Origin of the sequence: Paenibacillus sp. 1-18 (assembly GCF_000520755.1) — a bacterium.
Lineage (GTDB): Bacteria > Bacillota > Bacilli > Paenibacillales > Paenibacillaceae > Paenibacillus > Paenibacillus brasilensis.
This window is the reverse complement of sequence record NZ_ASSB01000316.1, coordinates 1-21,969: the sequence shown is the minus strand read 5'-3', so window position 1 is coordinate 21,969 and position 21,969 is coordinate 1. Positions and strand designations below refer to the sequence as shown.

Below are 21,969 nucleotides of genomic sequence, written 5' to 3'. Positions count from 1 at the left end.
CTTTCAGTATAACTTTTATCCGTTCACTAATTGCAGAATCCAGTCTTTTATATCTACGATTCGTAATGATTTGGGACGTGTGTCTGTTCCAGAAATAATTAATGGGACAAGGGAATCCTTTTCATGCAGCGAACCATGAGCCCCTCCTCCGATGTGGGTAGGAGAACTCTCACCAACGAGTTCATATCCGGGCTTGACCGTCACGACAACGTATTTTCCTTCATGAGAATTCATGGCCCCGTACAGCCTCGCCAAAACGTCAGGATATATTCCATACTTGATCCGGTTGTTATTTATCTTCATATCGACAAGGCTTGCTTCCCCCGATAATGTCCATGATTGTCCATATTCATCGGTGAAGTTTCCACCGGGTCGATAAGAAAAGATGGCTCCCTCTTTCCCCTTGGTAATACATATATTATTGTTATCGTCTTTCATTGCGATGATATCAAGCTTTTCCTCTTTTTGTAAATTCTTTACTACGTCGGATAACTCAACGTCCTCATGAATCGCATAGACATAGGCCATTCGTTCATTCGTGGAAAGGACAATTTGGTCTTCTTTTCTTACAGATTGGTTTAACTGTACTATGCGGTAATGGTTCAACAGCGGCTTTAGTTCTACTGTTGCTGCCTGTCGGTCATCATAAACTGCACTTTGCCCACTGTCTCCCAAAACGACCCATACAGCATTTTTTACAGCCTGCTCCCACGAACCATATGCGTTAAGCACACTTTGCAGTGCTTGATCCGCTTTTTCGATTCCCTCCAGCTGATTGGGACCTTTTTTATGCACCAAGCTATCATTCTCTGGAAAGTACGCGATGGTTACGCTAGGAAGTTTTTTTTGATTGATTAAAAAAGCGGTATCTTTTGCAGAAAACTCATCATTCATCCCGAACTTTTTCCACGGGGGCGTATTCCAGCTATTCTTCGGGTCCAGTTGTGCCAAAGTTGCATAGGAAAACCATTGAGGTCCTGTGATTCTCAATTGTTCTGGTACACGGTTGCTGTTCGCTATAAAGCGAGGCACTTTTAAGTCATGTTTCGTTCTTCCTCTAAAAACAATAGCGTTGATGGATGCGGATTCTTTTCCTTTGTCGGCCAGCTCTTCATGAATGGTTTTTGTTTTTTTGTTCAGATGAACTTGATTCAACTGATAGATAGCATCCAAAAATACTTGCATTTGATCTATCTTAAAGGCTTCTTTGAGGCCATTTCCATAGAAAATCATACGTTTCCTTTGGTCGCTGTACCACACAAGTCCGGGCACATGATGTTGATCTGCATAGGTCCCCGTTAATAAAGTACTGTCAATGGTTACGGACATCGTGGGAAATGAACTCACAACCTGCGGGAAGTATTGTCCTTTTTTCATGAGATATTGCATTGCGGGTGCACGGCCTTCTTGAATTGCATCTTGCAAAGGCTTGGTCATTAAAGAATCAATCATGATAACTATGACAGGTTTGGCCTTATTATCCACCGGGATATTGGATTTGACACTTTGTTGATTGAGCTGATAACTGGAGTCCGCCCTGCAACCGACAATCAGTAAGCCTAAACTTAGCACTAGTACAATGGTCATTTTATTCTTTATTCCCATGTGTGCGCCTCCTTCTTTGAAAAACACAGTTCCCTTTGATTTATTTATTTTTTCTTACATTAAAAAAATTATTCCTATTGAATCATTGGGCAAAAAAAAGTGATCCCATAAAAATGAAATTATTAATTTCATGAATTTTTTTGATCTAATAGGCCAAAATTATCTATGTGACTCGACTAAATATAGAAAGATGGTGAATTCTCATTAACATTCCGTTCTCACCCAGACTTTATCATTGGTTTGTTCGTCCGAAATGGTTTACTAAAAAATATATCCATGATCATGTACATTCCCATTTTACTTTTGATGGCCAAACTGTACTGGATTTTGGCTGCGGTACTGGCGCAAATTGCTCGATGTTTCACCCGTTGTACTATGTTGGGATTGATCCTGATGCCAAACGAATTGATTATGCAAAGCGATTATATAACCACCATGCATTTCAGGTATTGAATAATAAGAGATTTCCATTTGATAATGAGTCGTTCGATTACATACTTATTATCGCTGTATTACACCATATTTCTTCAGAGGGAATATCAAGTTACATGAAAGAATTTCAAAAAATTTTAAAGCCTAACGGAACCGTTATCGTTATGGAGCCCTGTCTATGCAAGAAAAAGCCGATATGTAACTGGTTTATGAAATGGTACGACAATGGGGAGTATATTCGTAATGAAGAAGAATATATTCGATTGTTTAGAGATCACGATTATGATTGCAGGGTCATAAAACGATTCCGAAAATGTTTTTTATACCATGAATTATTGTTCTCAGTAAAACCAAAATCATCAAAGGGAGGGGAGCATAACGATGACTACTACAAACATTAATGGATACTCCATGCACTATAGTGATTCCGGAAAAGGAATCGCTATCCTCTTCATTCATCCTCCGGTACTCACAAGCTTAAATTTTACATACCAAATCCAAGGGCTATCGCCTCATTTTCGAACGATTGCTTTTGACATCAGAGGACACGGCAAGAGTCAGCCTTCCAAACAAACGGTTACTTACCCTCTGATCGCCCAGGATATCAAACAGTTGATGGACCAGATGAGCATTGATAAAGTCTTTTTGTGTGGATATTCTACCGGAGGCTCGATAGTGCTTGAATTTCTCTTGGCCTATCCGGATCGGGCATGGGGAGGCATCGTGATCAGTGGAATGTCGGAAGTAAACGAATGGCGACTAAGAAACAAAATTTCTTTGGGTATGGCTCTTTCCAAAATCGGCGCAGTCGGTACGATTGCGCTTTCTAATGCTTGGTCGCAAACGAAACAGTTTGCTTTGTTCCGTGAATTATTCAACGATGCGAAGCAGGGAAATTCCCGCAATGTCGAACAATATTACCGATACAGCTTGAAGTACAATTGCACCTCACGTCTCGGGGAAATCCATCTTCCTGTCCTGCTCGTTTATGGTGAGGATGATAAGCTCTTTCATCCTTATGCTAAAATATTACATCAGCAATTGCCGAAAAATGAGCTTGTTTTCATTAAAAAAGTCGATCACCGCCTTCCTACGAAGGCCGCCGGAGTTTTGAACGACCAGATCAAGCAATTCATAGACCGCTTCAGCCTTTAAGACGCAATCTACAGAAAAATTCCATATACACATCTGCATCCCACTCTCAATGCCATATCTTTGTCTGTATATGACCTCGCAAAAAATGGCCAGCTCATCAAAGGAAAAATAATATTTGATACAGTGTAAATATACAAATTATGCTAACCTCATATATAGTTCAGAGGATAAATATTTAATATTCTGCTTCTAAATCTGAAGGGGTGTAAAAATGAAATGCTAAAGCGTATTAAAAATCTTTTTGTTATCCCTAACTACCCGCTATTTATGGTCTGTATGTTACTACAGGGTATAGCCATATCAATCAGCGCACCTTTTTTGGCTGTATATTTTACAACTACACTTGGCGTATCGGTTGGAACTTTTGGCGTTTTTACGGCTGTGACCTTGATTTGCGGTATATGGATAAGCTCTCTGATTGCCAAGCGTTCTGATACTGGATTGGATCGCAAACAAATCCTGGTTATTTGTACGTTATTTAATGGGATAGCCTTTGCAGGATATCTTGTCATTCAAAATTTTTATGTACTTTTTGTATATATGACTGTTTTCACAGCCATGGGTGCACCTGGAATGCCGCAGTTATTTGCCAGTGCACGTGAAGCGGTAGATCGCAGTAAATCAGCTGATCATGCCTTTGCCAATTCGACACTTCGCTCTATGTTTTCTCTTGGCTTTATCACGGGGCCGCTTTTTGGGTCTTTCCTGATTGCACATACCGGTTTTAAAGGTATTTTTGTAGGGACAACTCTTATTTTTATACTTATCGCTATGCTTCTATTTTGTTTTATTAAGCAATCCCCTGCTCGGCTCAAAAGTAAGGAGCAGCTCTCAATACATCACATTACATTACATAAAAACATTGAAATTCTGATCCCCTTCTCAGTCCTCACCTTGCTCTATGTGTCTCACTGGATGAATAATTTGAATATCTCCTTGTTTATCATTCACAATTTAAAGGGGGACACGAGTGATGTGGCTCTAATATCCAGTGTCTGCGCGCTATTAGAAATACCTTTGATGCTCATGCTGGGCGTACTTGCAGCTAAATACTCCAATCGTTTGCTTGTATCTTTAGGGGCATTAACAGGAGTTGTCTATTATGTTCTCGTCCTTATGTCTACGGAGATGTGGCAGCTATTAGTGGGGCAGCTACTTCTAGCCTTCTTTGTTGCAGTGATTTCGGCCATTGGCATCAGCTATATGCAGGATTTATTGCCCTCTCTTCCTGGTTACGCCTCGACGCTGTATTCCAATGCGACAACCATCGGCAGACTGGTGGGAAGCTTGTTGGGCGGATTAACCGCTCAATGGATGGGTTATCGAAACTCCTATTGGGTATGCCTGGCCTTGATTCTCTGTTCCCTCGGTTTGCTGGCGGTCTCTAAAAAATTAGAGTTTGGAAAATCAGCTGCTCTACAAGAAAGAAATCACAGTCTATAGGGTGCCTCCAATCCAAGAAACAGCGGTAACCTTGGACGAGTACGTAAAGTCCGGGTTACCACGCGCACTGCTTTGTTGTGCTATTAACGGCTTCAACGGTGTACTGGCTTGCTTCGTCGGCAGTAAGCTGTTTGGCCCAAGGTACACGCTCGCTCCCTCTTGCACCTGGCCCAAAGCTGTCGAACTCTCCAAATCTTGCAGTCTGCTCATTGGATTCCTTGCCCCAATTATTCCAGCCCCCCGGCTTGTTCTCTTCTGTTGAAGCTGCTGTCACATATCCGGCACGCAGGCTGTGTATGATCGAATTATCAAACACGGCAGATGCATTGCCAAATATAAAATCTACACTGCCACTGATGTAGCTCAGCATATTGCAGAGGATGTCAGATTGTTTTTCTATTTTTAGATCCGCTTGCTCTTTCATGGAACTGAAGACAAGCTGCATTGAACCCATTGCATTGGCAGCATAAGAAGCTCATACTTCACTGCAGTTACGCATTGAAGTATGAGCTTCTGGGTTTACTTCCTATCAACTTACGTATCTTTTACTGCAAGGCTTGGATATCCTGAATCAGCATTTCAACATTTTCTTTCTTCGTGGCCCAGCTGGTACAAAATCGAACAGCACTATGTGTAGCATCAACTTTTTCCCAAAAGGAAAAAGTATATTTTTCGCTTAAAGCTTTTAATGTACGATCTGGTAAAATCGGGAACTGCTGGTTGGTTGTAGAATGATATAGAAATTGAATTCCTTGTTTCGTTAATGCAGTTTGAAGCAACATGGCCATATCTATAGCGTGCTTGGAAATTTCATAGTATAAACCATCTTCGAATAAAGTTTCAAACTGAATGCCCAACATTCTTCCCTTCGCCAACAGCCCTCCTTTTTGCTTGATCATGTATCGAAAATCTTTTTTCAAAGCATCATTTATAATAACTACCGCTTCTCCCATCAACGCTCCAATTTTTGTCCCGCCGATATAAAATACATCGCACAGCTTCGCTATATCTGCTAAAGATGCATCGTTGTCCATTGCCACTAAACCATACCCTAAGCGAGCACCGTCTATAAACAAGGGTAAGCCGCATTCCCGACAGACTTGACTTAATGCTTTAAGCTCGGATTTAGTATAGATCGTTCCATTCTCGGTAGGCTGTGAAATATAAACCATACCAGGCTGTACCATATGCTCAAAAGTGGCATCATTCCGGTGAGCGTCATACAGCTTCTTTACCTGTTCGGCCCGGATTTTCCCATCATCGCTTGGCAGAGTAAGTACTTTATGTCCAGTAGCCTCAATCGCTCCTGTCTCATGTACGGCAATATGTCCAGAAATTGCGGCAATGGCGCCTTGATACGGACGCAAAATAGAAGAGATCACCGTTGTATTGGTCTGTGTACCTCCAACTAAAAAGTGTACGTCCGCATTTTCGGAATCACATGCCGCTTTAATATAAGCCCTAGCTTTTTCACAGTGCTTATCCACACCATAGCCGCCAGTTTGTTCGTCATTCGTCTCCAATAGTCGCTGTAAAATACGCTCATGGGCACCTTCGGTATAGTCACACTCAAATCGAATCATTTTGTAATCTCTCCAATTTCTCTAGTTTATTCTGAATGAACACCATAGAAGCATGTAATTCTTTAATCTCTTCCTCTGATAAACCTTGAACTAATTTTATGACTTGTTCGTCAGATCTTTCATCCAGTTGGTGATAGAACGCTTTCCCTTTAGGCGTCAAACGAATCAGATTTGTTCTATTATCTACCGTAGAATTTTCCTTAACAAGAAAGCCCTCTTTGCAAAGTTTAGCTATGATTCTACTCATATAACTGCGGTCAATTTTAAGAGAGTCGACCAATGTATTGGCTATACATGGCTCGATCATACCGATCTCTATAATGACGCGTGCCTCGGTAAAGGAATATCCGCTATCCAGCACATGTCTGTCTAATACACCCAGCATATTGGTATAAAAACGATTGAAACGTCTCATATCTGCTATGATCCCAGCATCTATATTGATGTATAACTCCCCCTATTTAGTGGACTTATGCAACAATTATATTAAGGATTTTTGTGGACTATGTCAACGAAAACGCCAATATCATTCAAGTTTTGTATCATATAAAAAGCACGCAGCAGAAAATCCTGTGCGTGCTTGATCGTTCTCTATTTTTCCTCCAACTCATCCGGTACATCGTATTTATTGATATGTGAGGTCATCGCAGCAACGGCTTCGCTGGCATCCGTCGTGGCTGGTACTTCCCTGACCACATCATCAGTCTGGTCACGAAAATTCAAACGGTCGGCCTCGACCACTTTCTGTTGATTTGGTTTCATTCTTCATATCGCTCCTTTCTTATTCCAGTGTCTGATCCCGTTCGGTTAACGTGTACAAGGGGACTTCCCGTTCCTCTTCCGGCTTGTTGAGCGCATAAATACGTGCCGTTTCACTCTGCTCATTCACATGCTGAATATAAATCGGCAACCCATCACACAGCACATTCGCCATTATGGGAGAGGACGCTATTTCTTGTGCTCTTTGGACATTCATTTGAAAGGCCTCCCTAGCTGATTAGGTTCGTCTTTACTATGCACAAGATAAATATCTGTTATACAAACTTCTTACCGACATGGCCCTATAGAATATAATCTCAAATTAATTTGGAGCACTTAAATACGTTTACAGAAAGGATATCATTTGAAAAAATAAATATTATTGTTATTATAGATAGAGAGATTCAGTGAAAACTGCGATCTTCGAAGAAACGAAAAGGAGTGATGATGAATGTTAAACATTTTAATGGTTAATTTTCCAGCAGAAGGGCATGTGAACCCTACGATCGGGATTACGCAAGCCTTTGCAGCACGAGGGGACCAAGTACATTACATTACAACTGAGAAATACAAGGACAGATTAGAAGCAGTTGGAGCAACGGTTCACCTGCATCCCGATTTGGTCAGAAATGCTTCTATTAACGGATCTTCTCCATCCGGATTGAACGAATTTTTGAACATTCAAATTCAGACTTCGCTAGACATATTGGAAGTTACCCAGAAGTTGTCGGAAAGCATTGATTTTGACTTTGTATTCTATGACAGATTCGGAGCAGGCGAATTAGTTAGAGATTATTTGAATATCCCCGGCATTGCTTCATCTCCATCCTTTCTTGTTTCAAACAATCAGATGATTGTTAACCCCCTTCGTCCTGATGCTGAAGTACCGTTCCAGATTGATGAACAGGCCACCACCTCCCTGCAGCACATGAAGGAAAGATTCAGTGTTGCTCCCAAGCATATGTTTCAATTTATGAATAATTCAGGGGCACTGAATGTTGTATATACCAGCAGATATTTCCAGCCGAACGGCGAACTGTTTAGTGACGAGAATCTTTTTATTGGCCCCAGCTTCCCAGAGCGCAAAGGGGAAAATTCATTCCCCCTGGATGCATTACAAGATAAAAAAGTTCTGTATATTTCGATGGGAACGATTTTCGATCATATTGAAGACTTTTTTAACACCTGTATTGAAGCTTTTTCCGATTTTGAAGGCATCGTCGTGATTGCAGCAGGCGAGAAAGCTGACTTTACGAAAATCAATCCGGCCCCTGAGCACTTTATCATCTCGCCCTATGTTCCTCAATTAGAGGTATTACGTCATTCAGATGTGTTTATTACTCATGGTGGAATGAACAGCGTGAATGAAGGAATTCACTTTAATGTACCTTTGGTCGTCCTGCCTCAGGATAAGGATCAGCCGATGGTTGCGCAGCGGTTAACGGAACTTCAAGCTGGCTATCGAATAACCAAGGACCATATCAGTGTACAATCATTAAGAGATGGCGTACGTGAAGTGGTGTCGAACGCAGCGTATAAAGAGGGGGTGCAAAAAATAAAAGAAAGCTTCCAGCAAGCCGGAGGTACAGAGGAAGCTCTCGCAAAAATTGATGCTTATCTTCAAAAGGAGCTCGCGTAAATCACGAGCTTTTTTATCCTCTATGGTGCTATTCGAGTTCAACCCTGCCAAGTGATTTTTGGGCCGGTCCTTCGATGACCTCGCCTTGATACGAATAGCGAGAGCCATGGCATGGGCAATCCCATGTTCTTTCCGCCTCGTTCCACTCGACTTCGCAGCCCATATGAGTACAAGTTGTGTCCACTAAGTGCAATGCTCCTTGTAGGTCTCGGTAAGCGCCCGCCCTTTTGCCGTTCACCCGGACGACCGCTCCTTCGTCATGCTGCAGTTCTTCGGCTTTTTTGTGGCTCATTTCTAACTTCCCCGCAATCAGGTGTTTAGCCACATTTGCATTTTGAGCCACGAATGTTTTAACGTCGGGGTCCACATGAAATCTTGAAGGGGAGAAAAGATCCTGGTACGGGCTTTCCTTACCGATAATCAGATTCGTATTTAACAAAGCCGCCGCCACACTTGTGCTCATCCCCCATTTTCTATAACCCGTAGCTACAAAGATGTTAGAGATGTCGGATAGTTCCTGCCCGATATAGGGGAGCTTGTCTAGCGTATACAAGTCTTGGGCCGACCAGCGATAAGCGATTTCCTTTAATCCAAATGTTTGCTCTGCAAACTTTTCTAATGCTTCATAGTACTGGAAGGTACAAATTCCTTGGCCCGTTTTGTGGCCTTCCCCACCGACGATCACCATTGGTTCTCCATTTACCAGTACCGAGCGAAGCGAACGTTTTGGGGCTTCAGCACTTATGTACATTCCCCCCGGATAGATTCTGTCGGTCTTGACCGCTAGTACATAAGAACGCTCGGCATGCAATCGCGCAAAATAAAGACTACTTGGATCATTGAATGGAAAATGCGAGGAGGATACCACATGTTTGCAAGTAATTTTATTTCCGTCGTTTGTTCTAATGATGGCAGGGCTTCCCTTTTCCACACCTACAACGGTGGTTTGCTCGTAAATTTTCCCGCCCTGACGGATGACTTGATTCGCCAAATGCTTTAAGAAAGGAACCGGATTGAACTGGGCCTGGTTTTTCATCATGATAGCTGCTTTCGTTGAAAACGGCAGAGGTGTATGCTCGACATAACTCCCCGGGATGCCCAATTCTTCGTAGGCCTTATATTCAGCGGCGATTTTGTCCACATACGTATCTGCACACGTATAAACGTAGGCATCTTCTTCTGTAAATTGACAATCAATATTGTACTTCTCTACCGTTTGTTTAATGAATTGAAGAGCATCGCGGTTAGCTTCATAATAGAGCCGTGCTTTCTCCTTACCAAAATGTGAAAGAAACTCACTATAGATCAAGTCGTGCTGCGCGGTAATTTTGGCGGTAGTGTGGCCTGTTGTCCCATGAAGCATCCGTCCTGCGTCGACGACCGCAACTTTTAATCCTTTTTTAGACAGTAAATAAGCAGTGGTTATACCGGTGATTCCCGCACCTACAATGGCAACATCCACCTGAATATCCCCATTAAGCTTGGGAAAGCCGGGGATGTCAGTTGAAGCTAACCAATACGATTCCGGAAATTGTGGAAATATTGTATAAGATTCGTTTTTCATCATTTTACAACTCCCTTAAAATTTCACTTTATGTATATTGTTATCATTATGTACTTTTATATTCACTATGCGACTCTCTTAGTCAGGACAACAGTGAATAACGTGATGCTTCTGAATTTTCTATACATTTTGAAGATTACGATGTGGAGGCACATTCAAATTTATGTATTCCCAATTATTTCAATAAAAACCAATAAAATCAAGTATTTTTGAACTTTTAGGCTATTTTCTAGTACCCTGGCCGCTTCTGATTTAATCTTTAAACTCTCCCCAGTTTTTCAAGGAATTACGATTGCTTCATTTCTACATCACAAGGACGCTCCTTTTGCTATTTACGTTGGTCTCACGAATTCAATCTTTGGCATAATCATTATTTTAATAATACAAAAAGAAAAAAATTACATTAGGGACTGTTTCTATGCTGCCAAACTTCCTTGGAGATAAAAAAAGCTGGGCAATCGTCTCAAGAAGTATTGCAGATATTATGATTACAAAAATACCTGTACTTTGTACTTCTGATCTTGATAGCCCACCTCCTCAAAGAACTGCCTATATACTTTTTCACAAGTATCCAAAAGCAGGGATAAACGAAGAAATGCAAATTAATTGTACTCCTCCTAAGAATAATTATGTGGTATTTTATTGAAACAATTGGGGGTACAGGGAAGGTACTCCTCCGGCAAGGCCTTGTTGTAAATTCCGGCTTGTATCATCAGCAATAATCTCGTAGAGATCAGATTCGATTCCATCAATCGCGATTTTGGCGATTCCCTCTGGACTAGTCTTAGGTGCTTCGATACTAGCTGTCATATCCGTGTCCATGAACGCTACGTGCAATCCGGCAACCTTAATGTTTTTAGGGGCTAACTCCAAGCGTAATGCATTTGTTGCTCCCCATTGAGCAGATTTTGCAGCTGAATATGCCCCTGAGTGACCGATATTGACCCAAGATAATGCAGATAGGATATTCAGGATCGAACCTCCACCATTTTTTTCAATAACAGGTGCAAAAGCTCGAACCATTGAAATTGTACCGAAAACATGGGTGTTGAATTCCAAATGAATATCGTCCAACTCACCTGTGAAGAGGGAAGCGCCCGTTGCGGAACCAGCATTGTTGATCAGAAGGGTTGCATCCCCAGCAGTCTCAGCCGCAGCCATGACGGATTTCGGATCAGTAATATCGAGCTGTAGCGGAATAGCACCCGGCAGATCGACTGATGCTGGGTTTCTCGCTCCAGCGTATACTTTGGCTCCTCTTGCTAAAAGCTCAAGAGCCAATTGTTTTCCTAGACCTCGATTTGAACCGCTGACAATAGCAACTTGTTTTGAAATATCCATTTTTTTATTTCTCCCTTGTTTTTAGAATTATCGTTCTTAAATTGGTATACATGCTTCTATTTCATACATCAATAGCGTGCTTTATCATAAAAGCGAATTACTGACCAAACAACATACCGTTACCCTGTTTCACAAGAATGCTTTCGTTCGGGCCCGGATTATTACGATACATTTTCGCTGACTCCACCAGAACTTCATCCGTATCTGTACCAAGTACATTCATCGTTTCTTCAATGAATGCTGCAAGTGGCATCGCATTCGGATCGTAATTGATCATTTGCGTTTGAACCAATGGCGGCGCAATTCCCAGTACTTTCACCGATGTATCTTTCAGAATGTAGCGCTGGGTCAGTGTATAGGAGTGAAGCGCTGCTTTCGTCGCAGAATATATAGCCCCCTGTACCACTGGCACGAATCCGAGTATCGAAGTCGTATTGATGATATAAGCTTCTTCTTTCGACTTTAAATGGCCCTGCAGCGCAGACGCCATACGGATCGGACCAAGCAGGTTTGTGGTGACTGTCTGAACCAAAAGATCTTCGTCAACCAACCCCGACGGATCTTCAGGTGTATAAATACCGGCGTTGTTAAACAATACATTAAGATCCGGGTATTCTTTAATTAACTGCTGGGCAACTGAATTTACGCTTGCAGGGTCCTGTATATTCAGCTCCACTGCAGACATGCCAGGAAACGCTTGAATGGTCTCCTCCAGACGCTCTTTACTCCGTCCTGAGATGATAACCTTGTTTCCAAGTTTGTGTAATGCCTCTGCTAACCCTCGTCCAATTCCTGAACCGCCGCCTGTAATAAAAATCGTGTTTCCTGCCAATTTCATTTTTAAATCCTCCTTTGTTATAACTTATCTTCGGAGATTAACTTAAGCAAAGGGACATGCACACAATATGAGAACGATCATTCTAGTAAATGCAAAAAAATTATCAGCCTTGCAAAAGTTTCATTGATGTATTCACTATACGAGATAGTTTTTCTTTATCTACCGAGGTTCTTGCCAGGACCCTTATACCAACCGAAATAGCATGCAGAGATTCTGCTAACCCTTTGGCATCCAAATCAGTGGAAAATTCTCCATCCCGCTGCCCCCAAAGAATAATCTGCTCAAACAGTTGCTCTGTTGTTGCGAATGATTCAATAGATTTGCTATCCACATCGGCATCACGTGCGGCCAGTTCCGCCGCCGAATTCACCATTAGGCAGCCGGAAGGCAAGCCCTCTTCATCGAAAACCATGAAACGAAAAATAATCTGAATAGCTTCCGTTGCAGTCTTAGAACGTTTAACTTCCCCTGTAAAGGCGGCTTCAGCTTTGTTGATATAACGATCCATAGCCTGCAGAAAGAGCGAATGTTTATCGCCGAATGTGTCATACAAACTTCTACGATGGATTCCCATATGCTCAACCAGCTCACTCATCGATGTCTTCTCGTAACCTTGTTCCCAGAATATCTTCATTGCTTTATCCAATACTTCGTTCACTTCAAACTCTTTGCTTCTAGCCATAAAACTACCTCCCAAAACTAATGTAACACATTGGGAACGTTCAGTAAAGAAAAAACATCGTTTCTAAACCTGAGTTCTTAGCTTGCCATCTCCATACGAATCATGGGAGATCTCTATTAAACAAGGAGTTACTTCCATGGACGATATCGTTATTTTGATAAAAAGTTTTTCTGCATTCGTTATCCTCATGCTAATTGCAAGAATATTGGAAAAGCAAACCCTTTCAAATATGAACTTTCACGAATTCGTGGGGGCTGTCATATTGGGAGCTATGGCAGCCAACTTTGCATTTAACGAAAAGATACAAGTCGTCCACCTATTAATAGCCCTGTCCGTTTTTACAATTACTTCTTTTGTTTTATCCAAGCTGTTTTTGAAATTCAGAAACTTTAAGATGAGGACAGAAGGAACACCCGCCGTTCTCATAGACTTTAAACCAACAGCTTCGCCAGAAAGAGATTTTTTAATATAGGGGGCTAGCCAACAACAAGAATAATAATGAAAGCTAACATCCAGCTAAGTCTCCGTAGAATAATAACAAAATTAGATAGATTCCATATCCTTTTACTGTATACATAATATGAACTGCAATCTTTTCATTGAGTTATTCAGCTTGCCATATATCTTTCAATTTCCAATATGTCAGCCCATTTACTAGTGCCTCTCCACCCTCCGTTATGATTTCTATGCCTAGCAATTTCTCACTCGGATAGATGCGACTTGTCATCGTAGCTTGCCCTTCATTCGCAAACATTTCAATGGATGAGCGATCCAGATATACATGCAATGTCAGCTGCCCCTCAGCATTTAAGGCTGTTTGACGTACTCCATCTGTCTTCTTGCCTGATTTAGAACAATTAAGCATAAGTTTCTGTTCCGGAATAGAATATGTGATAACCGTTTCTTCTCGACCTGTTCCACGAAACCTCAAGCCTACCAGGTCTGCACTTGACTTCGTGAGGTCGAACACTATCTTAACTTCAAGCAGGTCTGCTTCAACTCCCTTGAAGTAACTTCCAGAAATAGTGCCATATTGATACAAAACATGTTTACTTTGACGAAGTAACTTCATTTCTTCAACTGGAGTCATCAGTACTTTATTATTGTCACCCAACGTAATTAAACGTGGGATCGTCATTGCTCCACACCAGCCGTCTGCTTTCGTCGGCATATCCGATTCCCACATATCCATCCAACCAAGCGCAATGCGGCGACCTTGATCATCTAGAAAAGTTTGAACCGCATAGAAGTCATGACCAGTATCCAACTCAATGAACTCTCCATGCTTATATTCATTACTATTATAATTATATTCGCCAACATAATATCCCGTCTGGAACAAGTTATTGTACTTATCTCCTTGTGCATCAATACCTTGCGGGGAGAACATAAATATATGCTTACCGTTCAGTTCAAAGAAATCAGGGCACTCCCACATGAAACCCATATTCTTATCTCCCTGCAGAAGCACACCATGATAGGTCCAAGTTCTAAGATCAGGAGATGTATATAGAATAGCGCGCGGCAGATCTTCTTTCGTGCTGTTACCCAGGATCATGTACCATGTATCCTCATGCTTCCATACCTTCGGATCACGGAAATGCTGGGAGCTATCTGTCGGAGGTTCAGCGATTACGGGATTCTTCCTTAGTTTTGTAAAATGAATGCCATCTGTGCTTACTGCCACATTTTGATTTTGGAAAAAGATATTGTTTGGTTGATCAATATAGTGATGGCCAGTATAGATCAATGTCAGTTCACCGTTATTATCTACTGCGCTTCCTGAGAAGCATCCATCAAGGTCACACGCATCTCCAGGCGCTAATGCAATCGGACAATGCTCCCAATGTACAAGGTCTTTACTCTTCACGTGACCCCAATGCATTGGACCCCAGTTCTCATCATAAGGATGATGCTGATAGAAGGCGTGATATTCACCTTTAAATTGAATTAATCCATTTGGGTCGTTAATCCAGTTTGCTGGTGCCATAATATGATAACCTAATCGGTACCGCTTGTTCATTTTCGCTTCTGCCTGTTTCAATGCTTCCTCAGCTTGCTTCGTGTTGTTGTTATATGTGTTCATCTGTCTTCCTCCTATGCTGTTTCAATATGCTTGTTAGGCTTGGGACCCAGCTTTTTCGGTTCTTTCTTTAAGGTAAAGATTGATATTGTTGTAAAGACAAATACGAAAACACCCATAATCACGTACGTATTTGCAAAGCCTCTAATGTCATAAGACATACCGGCGATTGGCGAGAAGATCGAAGCTCCTACCTGACTCGTAAACTGGTATCCCACCAGATACAAGATCGAAGACAGACGTGTATCGAAATTAGCAGCCAAGTACTTAAATACGGAGATCAGCATGATTGGCAGTTCCAATGCGTGAATCAATTTCATAGCTGAGATTCCATAAGGTCCAATAACTAAGCCTGAACCCATGATCCGGAACGCCATCAAGAATCCTGCCAATATCAAACCCTTTTTTGCTCCAATTTTGTTGACAATGAAAGGCGCTAAGAACATCATGCCTGCTTCCAAGAATACTTGTAGGGAATTTAAGTAACCGTAAATTTGATTGCCTAAAGCAACTGTTGAGAACGTCGATGAAAAGTAATTCGGGAACTGCTGGTCATACACATTGTAAATACAGGTAACACCAAGAACATATAAAATGAAGAACCACAAATGCTTATTTGCAAACAAATATCCGATTTGCTTAAAGTTAACAGATTCTGCTCGCTCCATCTCGGAATCTGTCATTTCAACTTTAATTGTCATCATAATGATAAACAGAATAACAGCAGATACTGATGCAATCCAGAAGTTAATGTTAGGGTTGATATTGAAGAGCTGACCAGCGAAAAATGTTGCTGTTGCCCAACCTAGTGAGCCCCACATACGAGATTTTCCGTATTCAAAGTCATATTTTCGGCTGACTTTCTCGACATAAGATTCGATGGCTCCGATCCCTGCCAAAAAAGCAATACCCAAGTATAATCCACCTGTAATGGCGCCGAGAAATACATTGTATTGAAGTAACGGCCCATAGATAAAGATATAGAAAGGACCAACAAATAAGAGTAAAGAACTGATTAAAAATAAAATATGCTTCTTTAATCCGATTTTATCAGATATATAGCCATAAAGCGGTTGCATACATAGCGCAAAGATAGCGTTTACAGTAAAGATAACACCTGTTTCAGCACCATTCAGACTGATTTCTTGCCCTAGCCAGATGGAGAACAATGAATAACTTGCTGACCAAGTAAAGAAGAAAAAGAAGAAATAGGCACTTAGTTTCCAGTACATGCTCTTTGACTTTCTCATATCGAACGCTCCTCTAAGTTGAACATTTAATGTAAATGAAAGCACTTCCGTATTTACAGATTGATTATATGTCAACCGCTTTCATATGTCAACGATTGACATATTTTCGAAAGAAAAAGAGCTCTCCTCTTTGATTTTCAATTACTCTAATAAGGAGATAGCTCCACCTTATATATCACAATGCTGAAAACTATGGAAATTGTATTAAGCTGTAGTAGCTTCAATCAGTTTCACTGGTAGATAGGTTTCTCGCGGGACATCACTGAATCCACCTTCAATTTCTTTAATAAGTAACTCTATGGAATATCTCGCAATCTCCTGTATTGGTTGCTGAATTGTCGTTAATTCAGGGAGAAGATTGCGGGTTGTTTCTGTTCCGTCATATCCAATTACGCGAATATCTTCAGGAACACGTTTTCCTCTTCTTCTTGCTTTAGCAATAAAAGACGCAGCCACCAAGTCATTACTCGCAAACAATCCATCTACTTCAGGATGTTCATCGAGCAAGCGTTTAATCGGTTCATCGTGATTCTGTTGGTGGAAGGGATCATGTACTTCATAAGTAATTGCCTTTCGACCATACTGCTCCATCACATCTTCATATGCTTTTCTTCTTAAGCTTGCCGGTGTTTCCAATTCAACAGGGCCATTTATGTGTAAGATATGCTTGCATCCCTTTTCAATAAGCAGTTCTGACGCCAGTTTTCCACCCAAATAATTATCCGATCCTACAACTGGGATTGAATCGGATAGGAAACGATCGATCGCAATGACGGCAATGTTCTTCTGTTCATAATTTACGATACCTCGGTTGTGTGTACCAACGATAATACCGTCAACTTGATTTCGCATAAGCATATCTACATAAGATTCTTCTTTATCCAGCTGATTCAAACTGTTACAAAGCAACAGCTTATAGCCTAATGACGCACAAATATTCTCTATATGAAAAGTCAGCTCTCCGAAAAATGGGTTGCTTGTAGTTGGAATGATTAATCCAATCAGATTTGTTCGTTTACTAAATAATGACCGAGCCACATCATTTGGAAAATAATTCAGCTCCTGCATCGCTTTATGAACTTGATCCTTCGTTTCTTGACTGATATAGCCACGATTATTAAGTACGCGAGAAACCGTAGTCGGTGAAACTCCAGCTAATTGTGCAACATCGTTAAGTTTTGGTTTCATTGATTCTCCCTGCCTTCTCTCCATGCCATATCGCTAATTATTTTTTCCATTTTAACATGGTTAAATATGAAAAAAACATGCTTGAGCATTCTTATGGATAATTCTTCAGATTTGTCTCCCTCAAGAATCTCCTTGGCAACAGAAGAACGTATAGGATGATACATTAGAATTATCGATAGCATCCCTTTCTTGAAGCCTTGATTTTTTCGAGGGAGGACTCGCCCATGCGGTGGTGTTATTGAGCGACAATGTAGAAATTAAGGAACCAGCTACAACCAAGCTGAGTATCTAATTCCAAAACTCCCACCACTCGACTCGGTTGTTCATTACAATATAACTTGTACAATAAATCGCATACCTCTTTAGAATGAAATCTGTACTGAAATCCGAATGACATAACTGTCTGGATTTGGCTGATGGAGTTCCGTCATGAGTTTGCCTCTCATTTTTTTATTGAAGATATGGGGGATGTTCTCTTTTTGAACTAAACGACGGATATAATCCCATCGTTCATCTCGAATTTTTAAATCCTTCTCACTAATTTGGGCATCTGCCAAATTGACTTTAGGTATGATTAGTGATGTAACTTGTATCTGACCATCTTCTAAATAGGTTCGACTAAATCTTTCTCTTGGTATTCCCCATCCCATAGGGCTAAAACCGTGTTTACATAGATATCAGTAGACATGTCGAATTCCTCCCTGATTGCCAAGGGACTTTTCATTTATGCTTAGCAGTTCTAAGGGACGATTCGGGTCAATTTTCACGTTCATGTCAACAGCCCATTTTTTTGTGATAATTAAATGTCTGACGATCACCAAACTATGCCCGGCGAAAATCCCAATGTACCATCAACAAAGTCAGTAATATCCGTTAAATTGTCGTTTTTTTTTATTAGAAGTAGTTCCATTAGTAACTTTGCCTTCATTAGCTTGTTTACTGGAGATATGGTGTAGATTTAAATGATGGGCCTTATGCACGTACCGTATGTTCATTGCGTAAGTAAGCGGAATGTCTTTTTCTGTATTGTCATTACTTTCAGTTCTTTTTTTCTAGGTTCTACTGGATGATCTATTCCTAACTGATATGCAATATTGATCGTTCTTCAACAGGTAAAAGGGGATATTGTTCTCTAAACCCTTGAATAACATCAGACTTTCAAGTAAGTAAAAATAATACCACTCTAGGTCAGATAGAAGCAGATGCTCTCTTCCCGTTTTTATTCCGCTTACGTTATGGGTTCTCCCCATTGAGGAAACCTGCCTTGCTGTAAACCAAGGTTTAAAATTTTCTCCTACGCCTTGTCCCTTACCCTGCTTTATCCAATTTTCAATATGTGATGGCTTAGCATATGATTGAGTCATAGGGTACCTCACTTTATTTGTTCTGAGTCTAAAACAAAAAAACTCATTGCCAAGTTTGCCTGACCATGAGGTGTGAGCTAATGACCTCGTGAGTAATAGATTCTTCCAAATCCAAGCACATAGGCAAGTTGGACCAAACTAGACGCTTTTACCTTTACACGGCCGATGACCGTCTAGAAATAATCTCTTAGGGGCTCCATAACCATTGTAAAACGATTTCTATGAATCTTCGCTAATATTGTATGTTTTTATTCTACAATATTAAATGGAAAACATGGAATCCTTATAGGAATTGGCAAAATAAGCATCTGAGCATCCTTTGATAAGGAATTCTCTATTTTTGTTCATAGACATTAAGAAGTTGAATATGTAAATTGTATAATTCTTTATAATTAATCTTAATCTCCTCCTGTTTTTTAAGAATCAGTGTAACCAAAAGAAAAAAAATAGACATAGTGAACATACAACAAATCCCGCCTCTCTTTTATTAAGATCTAATATCTACTGAGTAATATTTCTTTTGGAGGAACCTCATTATCACTTTTTGAAAAAAATAAGGACTATCTCCCGAAGGAAGTAGCCCCATGTTATATCGATTTAATTATTTGGAAGGATAAAAACCTTTCAACACATCACGCATTTCTTGCTTGATATTGATATCTGGACGTTTTTCTTTGGCCGGCTTCCGCCTCTTCCACTGTGGTAGCTAAACCCAACTCAAGTAACACTCCAGTTGCTACGGTTCCTGTACGATTCCGTCCGCCGGCGCAATGGAAATACACGGTCTTCCCGCTGTTCACCGCTTCTTTAACCTCCTGAATAGCGGCTTGCACAGAGTCCTCCTACCCAGTCTCATGTTCCACAATCGGATAATGATGACGCGTTACCTTTGCCGGAAATCCTTCTGCCTCAGTACCGTTATCACGCAGATCAAAAACATCTGTGATCTCTTGCTCCCGAAGAACTTGAAGCAATGCACTCTCTCCGCCAATATATACTTTGTCCTCAACAAGCGCGTGATAATTCACCTTAATCATTCTCCCTCTATCGAGTTCATAGCAGGAGCTGCTATTTTCCGGTTTCTGCAAATTGTTTAATGCGTTCTCCTACCTGGTCACAACCCCGCTGAAAGACGCCCCATTTCTCTTCTTCCGATCCTTCAGCTTTGCCGGATCACCAAATCCCCAATGCTCACGGCGAACTTGCGGAGGAGTGATAGGGCATTTATCAGCCGCGTCCCCGCACAACGTCACAATCAGATCGGCACTGTTCAGCAAGACAGGATCAAATAATGTCCGAAGTTTGACCAGAAATATCGATACCTACTTCACTCATCGCTTACACCGCTTTAGGATTAAGGCCGTGCGCCTCAATGCCTGCACTATATACGTTCCAATTGTCTCTTAGATATTTCTTAGCCCATCCTTCTGCCATTTGACTCCGACAAGAATTACCAGTACACAAAAAGTAAATTGTCTTTCTCTCCATGGGAAACGTCTCCTTTAATGTTCAATTATGAAATGACTAACCACAGATACAAGCCTAATAGCGTAATAAAAAGAGTAGGAATCGTTAAAACAATGCCTGTTTTAAAATAAGTTCCCCAAGATATTTTCACACCTTTAGAGCTAAGCACATGTAGCCATAGCAATGTGGCCAATGAACCAATCGGGGTTATTTTCGGACCCAAATCCGATCCAATTACATTAGCGTAAATCAGCGCTTCTTTGACCATTCCAGTCGTATGGGTGGCATTAATGGCAAGCGCATCAATCATGACCGTAGGCAGGTTATTCATCAACGATGAGATAGTCGCCGCGATAAAACCCATGCCCATGGTGCCTACAAACATACCTTGATCGGCAGCCGCTTGAATCACATGAGCCAGCAGATCCGTCAAACCGGCATTACGCAGACCATACACCACTACATACATGCCGATAGAGAAAAATACGATAGCCCATGGAGCACCCTTGATGACTTCTTTTAACGATATCGCAGGACTTTTTCTCGCCAACAGCAGGAAAAAGATGGCTATGGTACTGGCTACGACTGAGACAGGAATACTAAAAAATTCGCATGCAAAGTAGCCAACCAACAGCACCACAAGAACAATCCAGGACATACGGAACATTTTTGGATCTTTAATCGCTTCTGTAGGTGCCATTAATTGTGCGTCATCAAACGTTTTTGGAATCCTTTTGCGGAAAAAGAAATACAGTACTACAATACTAGCCAATAAGGAAAATAAATTAGGTACAACCATACGACCCGCATATTCCATAAACGTGATGCCAAAAAAATCGGCTGATACAATGTTCACCAGATTGCTGACCACAAGCGGAAGCGACGTCGTATCCGCAATAAAACCACTCGCTATGATGAACGGAAAAACCATTTTCTCATCCAATTTAAGTGCTCGAACCATCGCTAGAACAATGGGTGTCAGAATTAAGGCCGCACCGTCATTCGCAAAAAAAGCAGCGACAACAGCTCCAAGAATGGTCACATACACGAACATCCGAGTTCCGCTTCCCTGTGCAGCTCGTGCCATGTGAAGCGCCGCCCATTCGAAAAATCCAATTTTATCAAGCACCAACGAAATCAGGATGATGGCCACAAAAGCTAGGGTTGCATCCCAGACAATCTGAGTCACTTCCCAAACATCATGCAAATCGACGACACCTACCAGTAGAGCAAGTACAGCTCCTCCGCAGGCGGACCAGCCAATAGACAAATTTTTAGGCTGCCAGATCACCAACACTAAAGTGGCTAGAAATATAATGCATGCCAACCAAACCAATGTTTAAAACCTCCATTACCCGTGATATCCATAGTCCTCATCTTCTCGTTTTGCTGATTCCTCCTCTTTGTAATCCTTAATCTTATAATCATATACTTATATTGAAGACAACATTTATCCCCACAAGGAGATAAACTGAACAGCCTTTAGGAAGAGCAGCCTGAGGAATCCGGTCCACAAGTTGCTATGGGTCCCTCTGTCAAAAGAAAATAAAGTATTAGACGCCCATGCCGCTAACGC

At 41.2% G+C, this 21,969-nt stretch carries 20 protein-coding genes and 3 pseudogenes; 6 read left to right on the top strand and 17 right to left on the bottom strand.

The window, feature by feature from the left end:
• Positions 1-15: 15 nt before the first annotated feature.
• Positions 16-1,605 carry an alkaline phosphatase family protein gene (locus L693_RS0120060; protein WP_025719410.1) on the bottom strand — a complete coding sequence of 530 codons (1,590 nt, stop codon included), beginning with the start codon at positions 1,603-1,605 and terminating at the stop codon, positions 16-18.
• 197 nt (positions 1,606-1,802) lie between these two features.
• On the opposite strand from L693_RS0120060, the gene L693_RS0120055 reads away from it, so the two are divergent.
• From L693_RS0120055 to L693_RS0120045, 3 genes are all read left to right on the top strand, one after another.
• A complete protein-coding gene (locus tag L693_RS0120055; protein ID WP_331281096.1) occupies positions 1,803-2,438 on the top strand; it encodes a class I SAM-dependent methyltransferase in 636 nt (211 codons plus the stop codon).
• Positions 2,419-3,192, top strand: coding sequence for an alpha/beta fold hydrolase (locus tag L693_RS0120050; protein ID WP_025719406.1), 774 nt, complete (start codon positions 2,419-2,421; stop codon positions 3,190-3,192). The genes L693_RS0120055 and L693_RS0120050 overlap by 20 nt, the downstream gene beginning before the upstream one ends.
• A 216-nt stretch (positions 3,193-3,408) precedes the next feature.
• A complete protein-coding gene (locus L693_RS0120045; RefSeq protein WP_025719404.1) occupies positions 3,409-4,635 on the top strand; it encodes a sugar efflux transporter in 1,227 nt (408 codons plus the stop codon).
• Positions 4,636-4,690: 55 nt separating this feature from the next.
• On the opposite strand, the pseudogene L693_RS0120040 reads toward L693_RS0120045, so the two are convergent.
• From L693_RS0120040 to L693_RS0120020, 5 genes and pseudogenes are all read right to left on the bottom strand, one after another.
• Positions 4,691-4,999 (bottom strand): annotated as a pseudogene (locus L693_RS0120040) (pectinesterase family protein); the annotation flags it as partial.
• A 181-nt stretch (positions 5,000-5,180) separates the two neighbouring features.
• Positions 5,181-6,218, bottom strand: a complete 1,038-nt coding sequence (locus L693_RS0120035; RefSeq protein ID WP_025719400.1) for a threonine aldolase family protein — start codon at positions 6,216-6,218, stop codon at positions 5,181-5,183.
• Entirely contained in the window at positions 6,205-6,633 is a 429-nt protein-coding gene (locus tag L693_RS0120030; RefSeq protein ID WP_049825229.1) for a MarR family winged helix-turn-helix transcriptional regulator, read from the bottom strand. The genes L693_RS0120035 and L693_RS0120030 overlap by 14 nt, the downstream gene beginning before the upstream one ends.
• A gap of 176 nt (positions 6,634-6,809) precedes the next feature.
• Positions 6,810-6,980: a hypothetical protein gene (locus L693_RS30745; protein ID WP_007432293.1), complete on the bottom strand. Its 171-nt coding sequence runs from the start codon at positions 6,978-6,980 to the stop codon at positions 6,810-6,812.
• A 19-nt stretch (positions 6,981-6,999) separates the two neighbouring features.
• Complete coding sequence (locus L693_RS0120020; RefSeq protein ID WP_025719396.1) at positions 7,000-7,194, bottom strand: H-type small acid-soluble spore protein; 195 nt, start codon at positions 7,192-7,194, stop codon at positions 7,000-7,002.
• Between the two features lie 234 nt (positions 7,195-7,428).
• On the opposite strand from L693_RS0120020, the gene L693_RS0120015 reads away from it, so the two are divergent.
• Positions 7,429-8,616: a macrolide family glycosyltransferase gene (locus tag L693_RS0120015; protein WP_025719394.1), complete on the top strand. Its 1,188-nt coding sequence runs from the start codon at positions 7,429-7,431 to the stop codon at positions 8,614-8,616.
• Between the two features lie 28 nt (positions 8,617-8,644).
• Here L693_RS0120015 and L693_RS0120010 read toward each other — a convergent pair whose 3' ends face one another.
• On the bottom strand, positions 8,645-10,183 hold the full coding sequence (locus tag L693_RS0120010; protein ID WP_049825228.1) for an FAD-dependent oxidoreductase: 1,539 nt from the start codon (positions 10,181-10,183) through the stop codon (positions 8,645-8,647).
• Between the two features lie 415 nt (positions 10,184-10,598).
• Between L693_RS0120010 and L693_RS0120005 the strand changes: the two genes are divergently transcribed.
• A complete protein-coding gene (locus tag L693_RS0120005; RefSeq protein WP_025719389.1) occupies positions 10,599-10,826 on the top strand; it encodes a hypothetical protein in 228 nt (75 codons plus the stop codon).
• On the opposite strand, the gene L693_RS0120000 is transcribed toward L693_RS0120005, so the two are convergent.
• From L693_RS0120000 to L693_RS0119990, 3 genes are all read right to left on the bottom strand, one after another.
• Entirely contained in the window at positions 10,820-11,521 is a 702-nt protein-coding gene (locus L693_RS0120000) for an SDR family oxidoreductase (protein WP_025719387.1), read from the bottom strand. The genes L693_RS0120005 and L693_RS0120000 overlap by 7 nt on opposite strands.
• Before the next feature lie 97 nt (positions 11,522-11,618).
• On the bottom strand, positions 11,619-12,359 hold the full coding sequence (locus tag L693_RS0119995) for an SDR family oxidoreductase (RefSeq protein WP_025719385.1): 741 nt from the start codon (positions 12,357-12,359) through the stop codon (positions 11,619-11,621).
• A 103-nt stretch (positions 12,360-12,462) separates the two neighbouring features.
• Positions 12,463-13,041, bottom strand: coding sequence for a TetR/AcrR family transcriptional regulator (locus L693_RS0119990; RefSeq protein ID WP_025719383.1), 579 nt, complete (start codon positions 13,039-13,041; stop codon positions 12,463-12,465).
• Positions 13,042-13,177: 136 nt separating this feature from the next.
• On the opposite strand from L693_RS0119990, the gene L693_RS0119985 reads away from it, so the two are divergent.
• Positions 13,178-13,513, top strand: a complete 336-nt coding sequence (locus L693_RS0119985) for a hypothetical protein (protein WP_025719381.1) — start codon at positions 13,178-13,180, stop codon at positions 13,511-13,513.
• A 132-nt stretch (positions 13,514-13,645) separates the two neighbouring features.
• Here the strand turns inward: L693_RS0119985 and L693_RS0119980 are convergent, their stop codons facing one another.
• From L693_RS0119980 to L693_RS0119935, 7 genes and pseudogenes are all read right to left on the bottom strand, one after another.
• Positions 13,646-15,127: a glycoside hydrolase family 32 protein gene (locus L693_RS0119980; protein ID WP_025719379.1), complete on the bottom strand. Its 1,482-nt coding sequence runs from the start codon at positions 15,125-15,127 to the stop codon at positions 13,646-13,648.
• An 11-nt stretch (positions 15,128-15,138) separates the two neighbouring features.
• The gene (locus tag L693_RS0119975) at positions 15,139-16,374 is read right to left on the bottom strand and encodes an MFS transporter (protein ID WP_025719377.1); all 1,236 of its coding nucleotides are present in this window, start codon (positions 16,372-16,374) and stop codon (positions 15,139-15,141) included.
• Positions 16,375-16,578: 204 nt separating this feature from the next.
• Complete coding sequence (locus tag L693_RS0119970; protein ID WP_025719375.1) at positions 16,579-17,562, bottom strand: LacI family DNA-binding transcriptional regulator; 984 nt, start codon at positions 17,560-17,562, stop codon at positions 16,579-16,581.
• 362 nt (positions 17,563-17,924) lie between these two features.
• On the bottom strand, positions 17,925-18,212 hold the full coding sequence (locus L693_RS30150; protein WP_155983886.1) for a hypothetical protein: 288 nt from the start codon (positions 18,210-18,212) through the stop codon (positions 17,925-17,927).
• Positions 18,213-19,527: 1,315 nt separating this feature from the next.
• Positions 19,528-19,963, bottom strand: a pseudogene (locus L693_RS29470) (protein-tyrosine phosphatase family protein).
• A gap of 31 nt (positions 19,964-19,994) precedes the next feature.
• Positions 19,995-20,414: pseudogene (gene arsC / locus L693_RS0119940) on the bottom strand (arsenate reductase (thioredoxin)).
• Between the two features lie 25 nt (positions 20,415-20,439).
• The gene (locus tag L693_RS0119935) at positions 20,440-21,729 is read right to left on the bottom strand and encodes an arsenical efflux pump membrane protein ArsB (protein ID WP_025719372.1); all 1,290 of its coding nucleotides are present in this window, start codon (positions 21,727-21,729) and stop codon (positions 20,440-20,442) included.
• Positions 21,730-21,969 lie beyond the last annotated feature (240 nt).

Coding starts and splice junctions, on each gene's coding strand:
- L693_RS0119995 (WP_025719385.1), bottom strand. CDS start 12,359: ATGAAATTGGCAGGAAACACGATTTTTATTACAGGCGGCGGTTCAGGA.
- L693_RS0120020 (WP_025719396.1), bottom strand. CDS start 7,194: ATGAATGTCCAAAGAGCACAAGAAATAGCGTCCTCTCCCATAATGGCG.
- L693_RS30150 (WP_155983886.1), bottom strand. CDS start 18,212: ATGGGATGGGGAATACCAAGAGAAAGATTTAGTCGAACCTATTTAGAA.
- L693_RS0119990 (WP_025719383.1), bottom strand. CDS start 13,041: ATGGCTAGAAGCAAAGAGTTTGAAGTGAACGAAGTATTGGATAAAGCA.
- L693_RS0120015 (WP_025719394.1), top strand. CDS start 7,429: ATGTTAAACATTTTAATGGTTAATTTTCCAGCAGAAGGGCATGTGAAC.
- L693_RS0120005 (WP_025719389.1), top strand. CDS start 10,599: ATGCTGCCAAACTTCCTTGGAGATAAAAAAAGCTGGGCAATCGTCTCA.
- L693_RS0120030 (WP_049825229.1), bottom strand. CDS start 6,633: ATGAGACGTTTCAATCGTTTTTATACCAATATGCTGGGTGTATTAGAC.
- L693_RS0120010 (WP_049825228.1), bottom strand. CDS start 10,183: ATGATGAAAAACGAATCTTATACAATATTTCCACAATTTCCGGAATCG.
- L693_RS0120050 (WP_025719406.1), top strand. CDS start 2,419: ATGACTACTACAAACATTAATGGATACTCCATGCACTATAGTGATTCC.
- L693_RS0119975 (WP_025719377.1), bottom strand. CDS start 16,374: ATGAGAAAGTCAAAGAGCATGTACTGGAAACTAAGTGCCTATTTCTTC.
- L693_RS0120035 (WP_025719400.1), bottom strand. CDS start 6,218: ATGATTCGATTTGAGTGTGACTATACCGAAGGTGCCCATGAGCGTATT.
- L693_RS0120060 (WP_025719410.1), bottom strand. CDS start 1,605: ATGGGAATAAAGAATAAAATGACCATTGTACTAGTGCTAAGTTTAGGC.
- L693_RS0120045 (WP_025719404.1), top strand. CDS start 3,409: ATGCTAAAGCGTATTAAAAATCTTTTTGTTATCCCTAACTACCCGCTA.
- L693_RS0119980 (WP_025719379.1), bottom strand. CDS start 15,127: ATGAACACATATAACAACAACACGAAGCAAGCTGAGGAAGCATTGAAA.
- L693_RS30745 (WP_007432293.1), bottom strand. CDS start 6,980: ATGAAACCAAATCAACAGAAAGTGGTCGAGGCCGACCGTTTGAATTTT.
- L693_RS0119985 (WP_025719381.1), top strand. CDS start 13,178: ATGGACGATATCGTTATTTTGATAAAAAGTTTTTCTGCATTCGTTATC.
- L693_RS0120000 (WP_025719387.1), bottom strand. CDS start 11,521: ATGGATATTTCAAAACAAGTTGCTATTGTCAGCGGTTCAAATCGAGGT.
- L693_RS0119970 (WP_025719375.1), bottom strand. CDS start 17,562: ATGAAACCAAAACTTAACGATGTTGCACAATTAGCTGGAGTTTCACCG.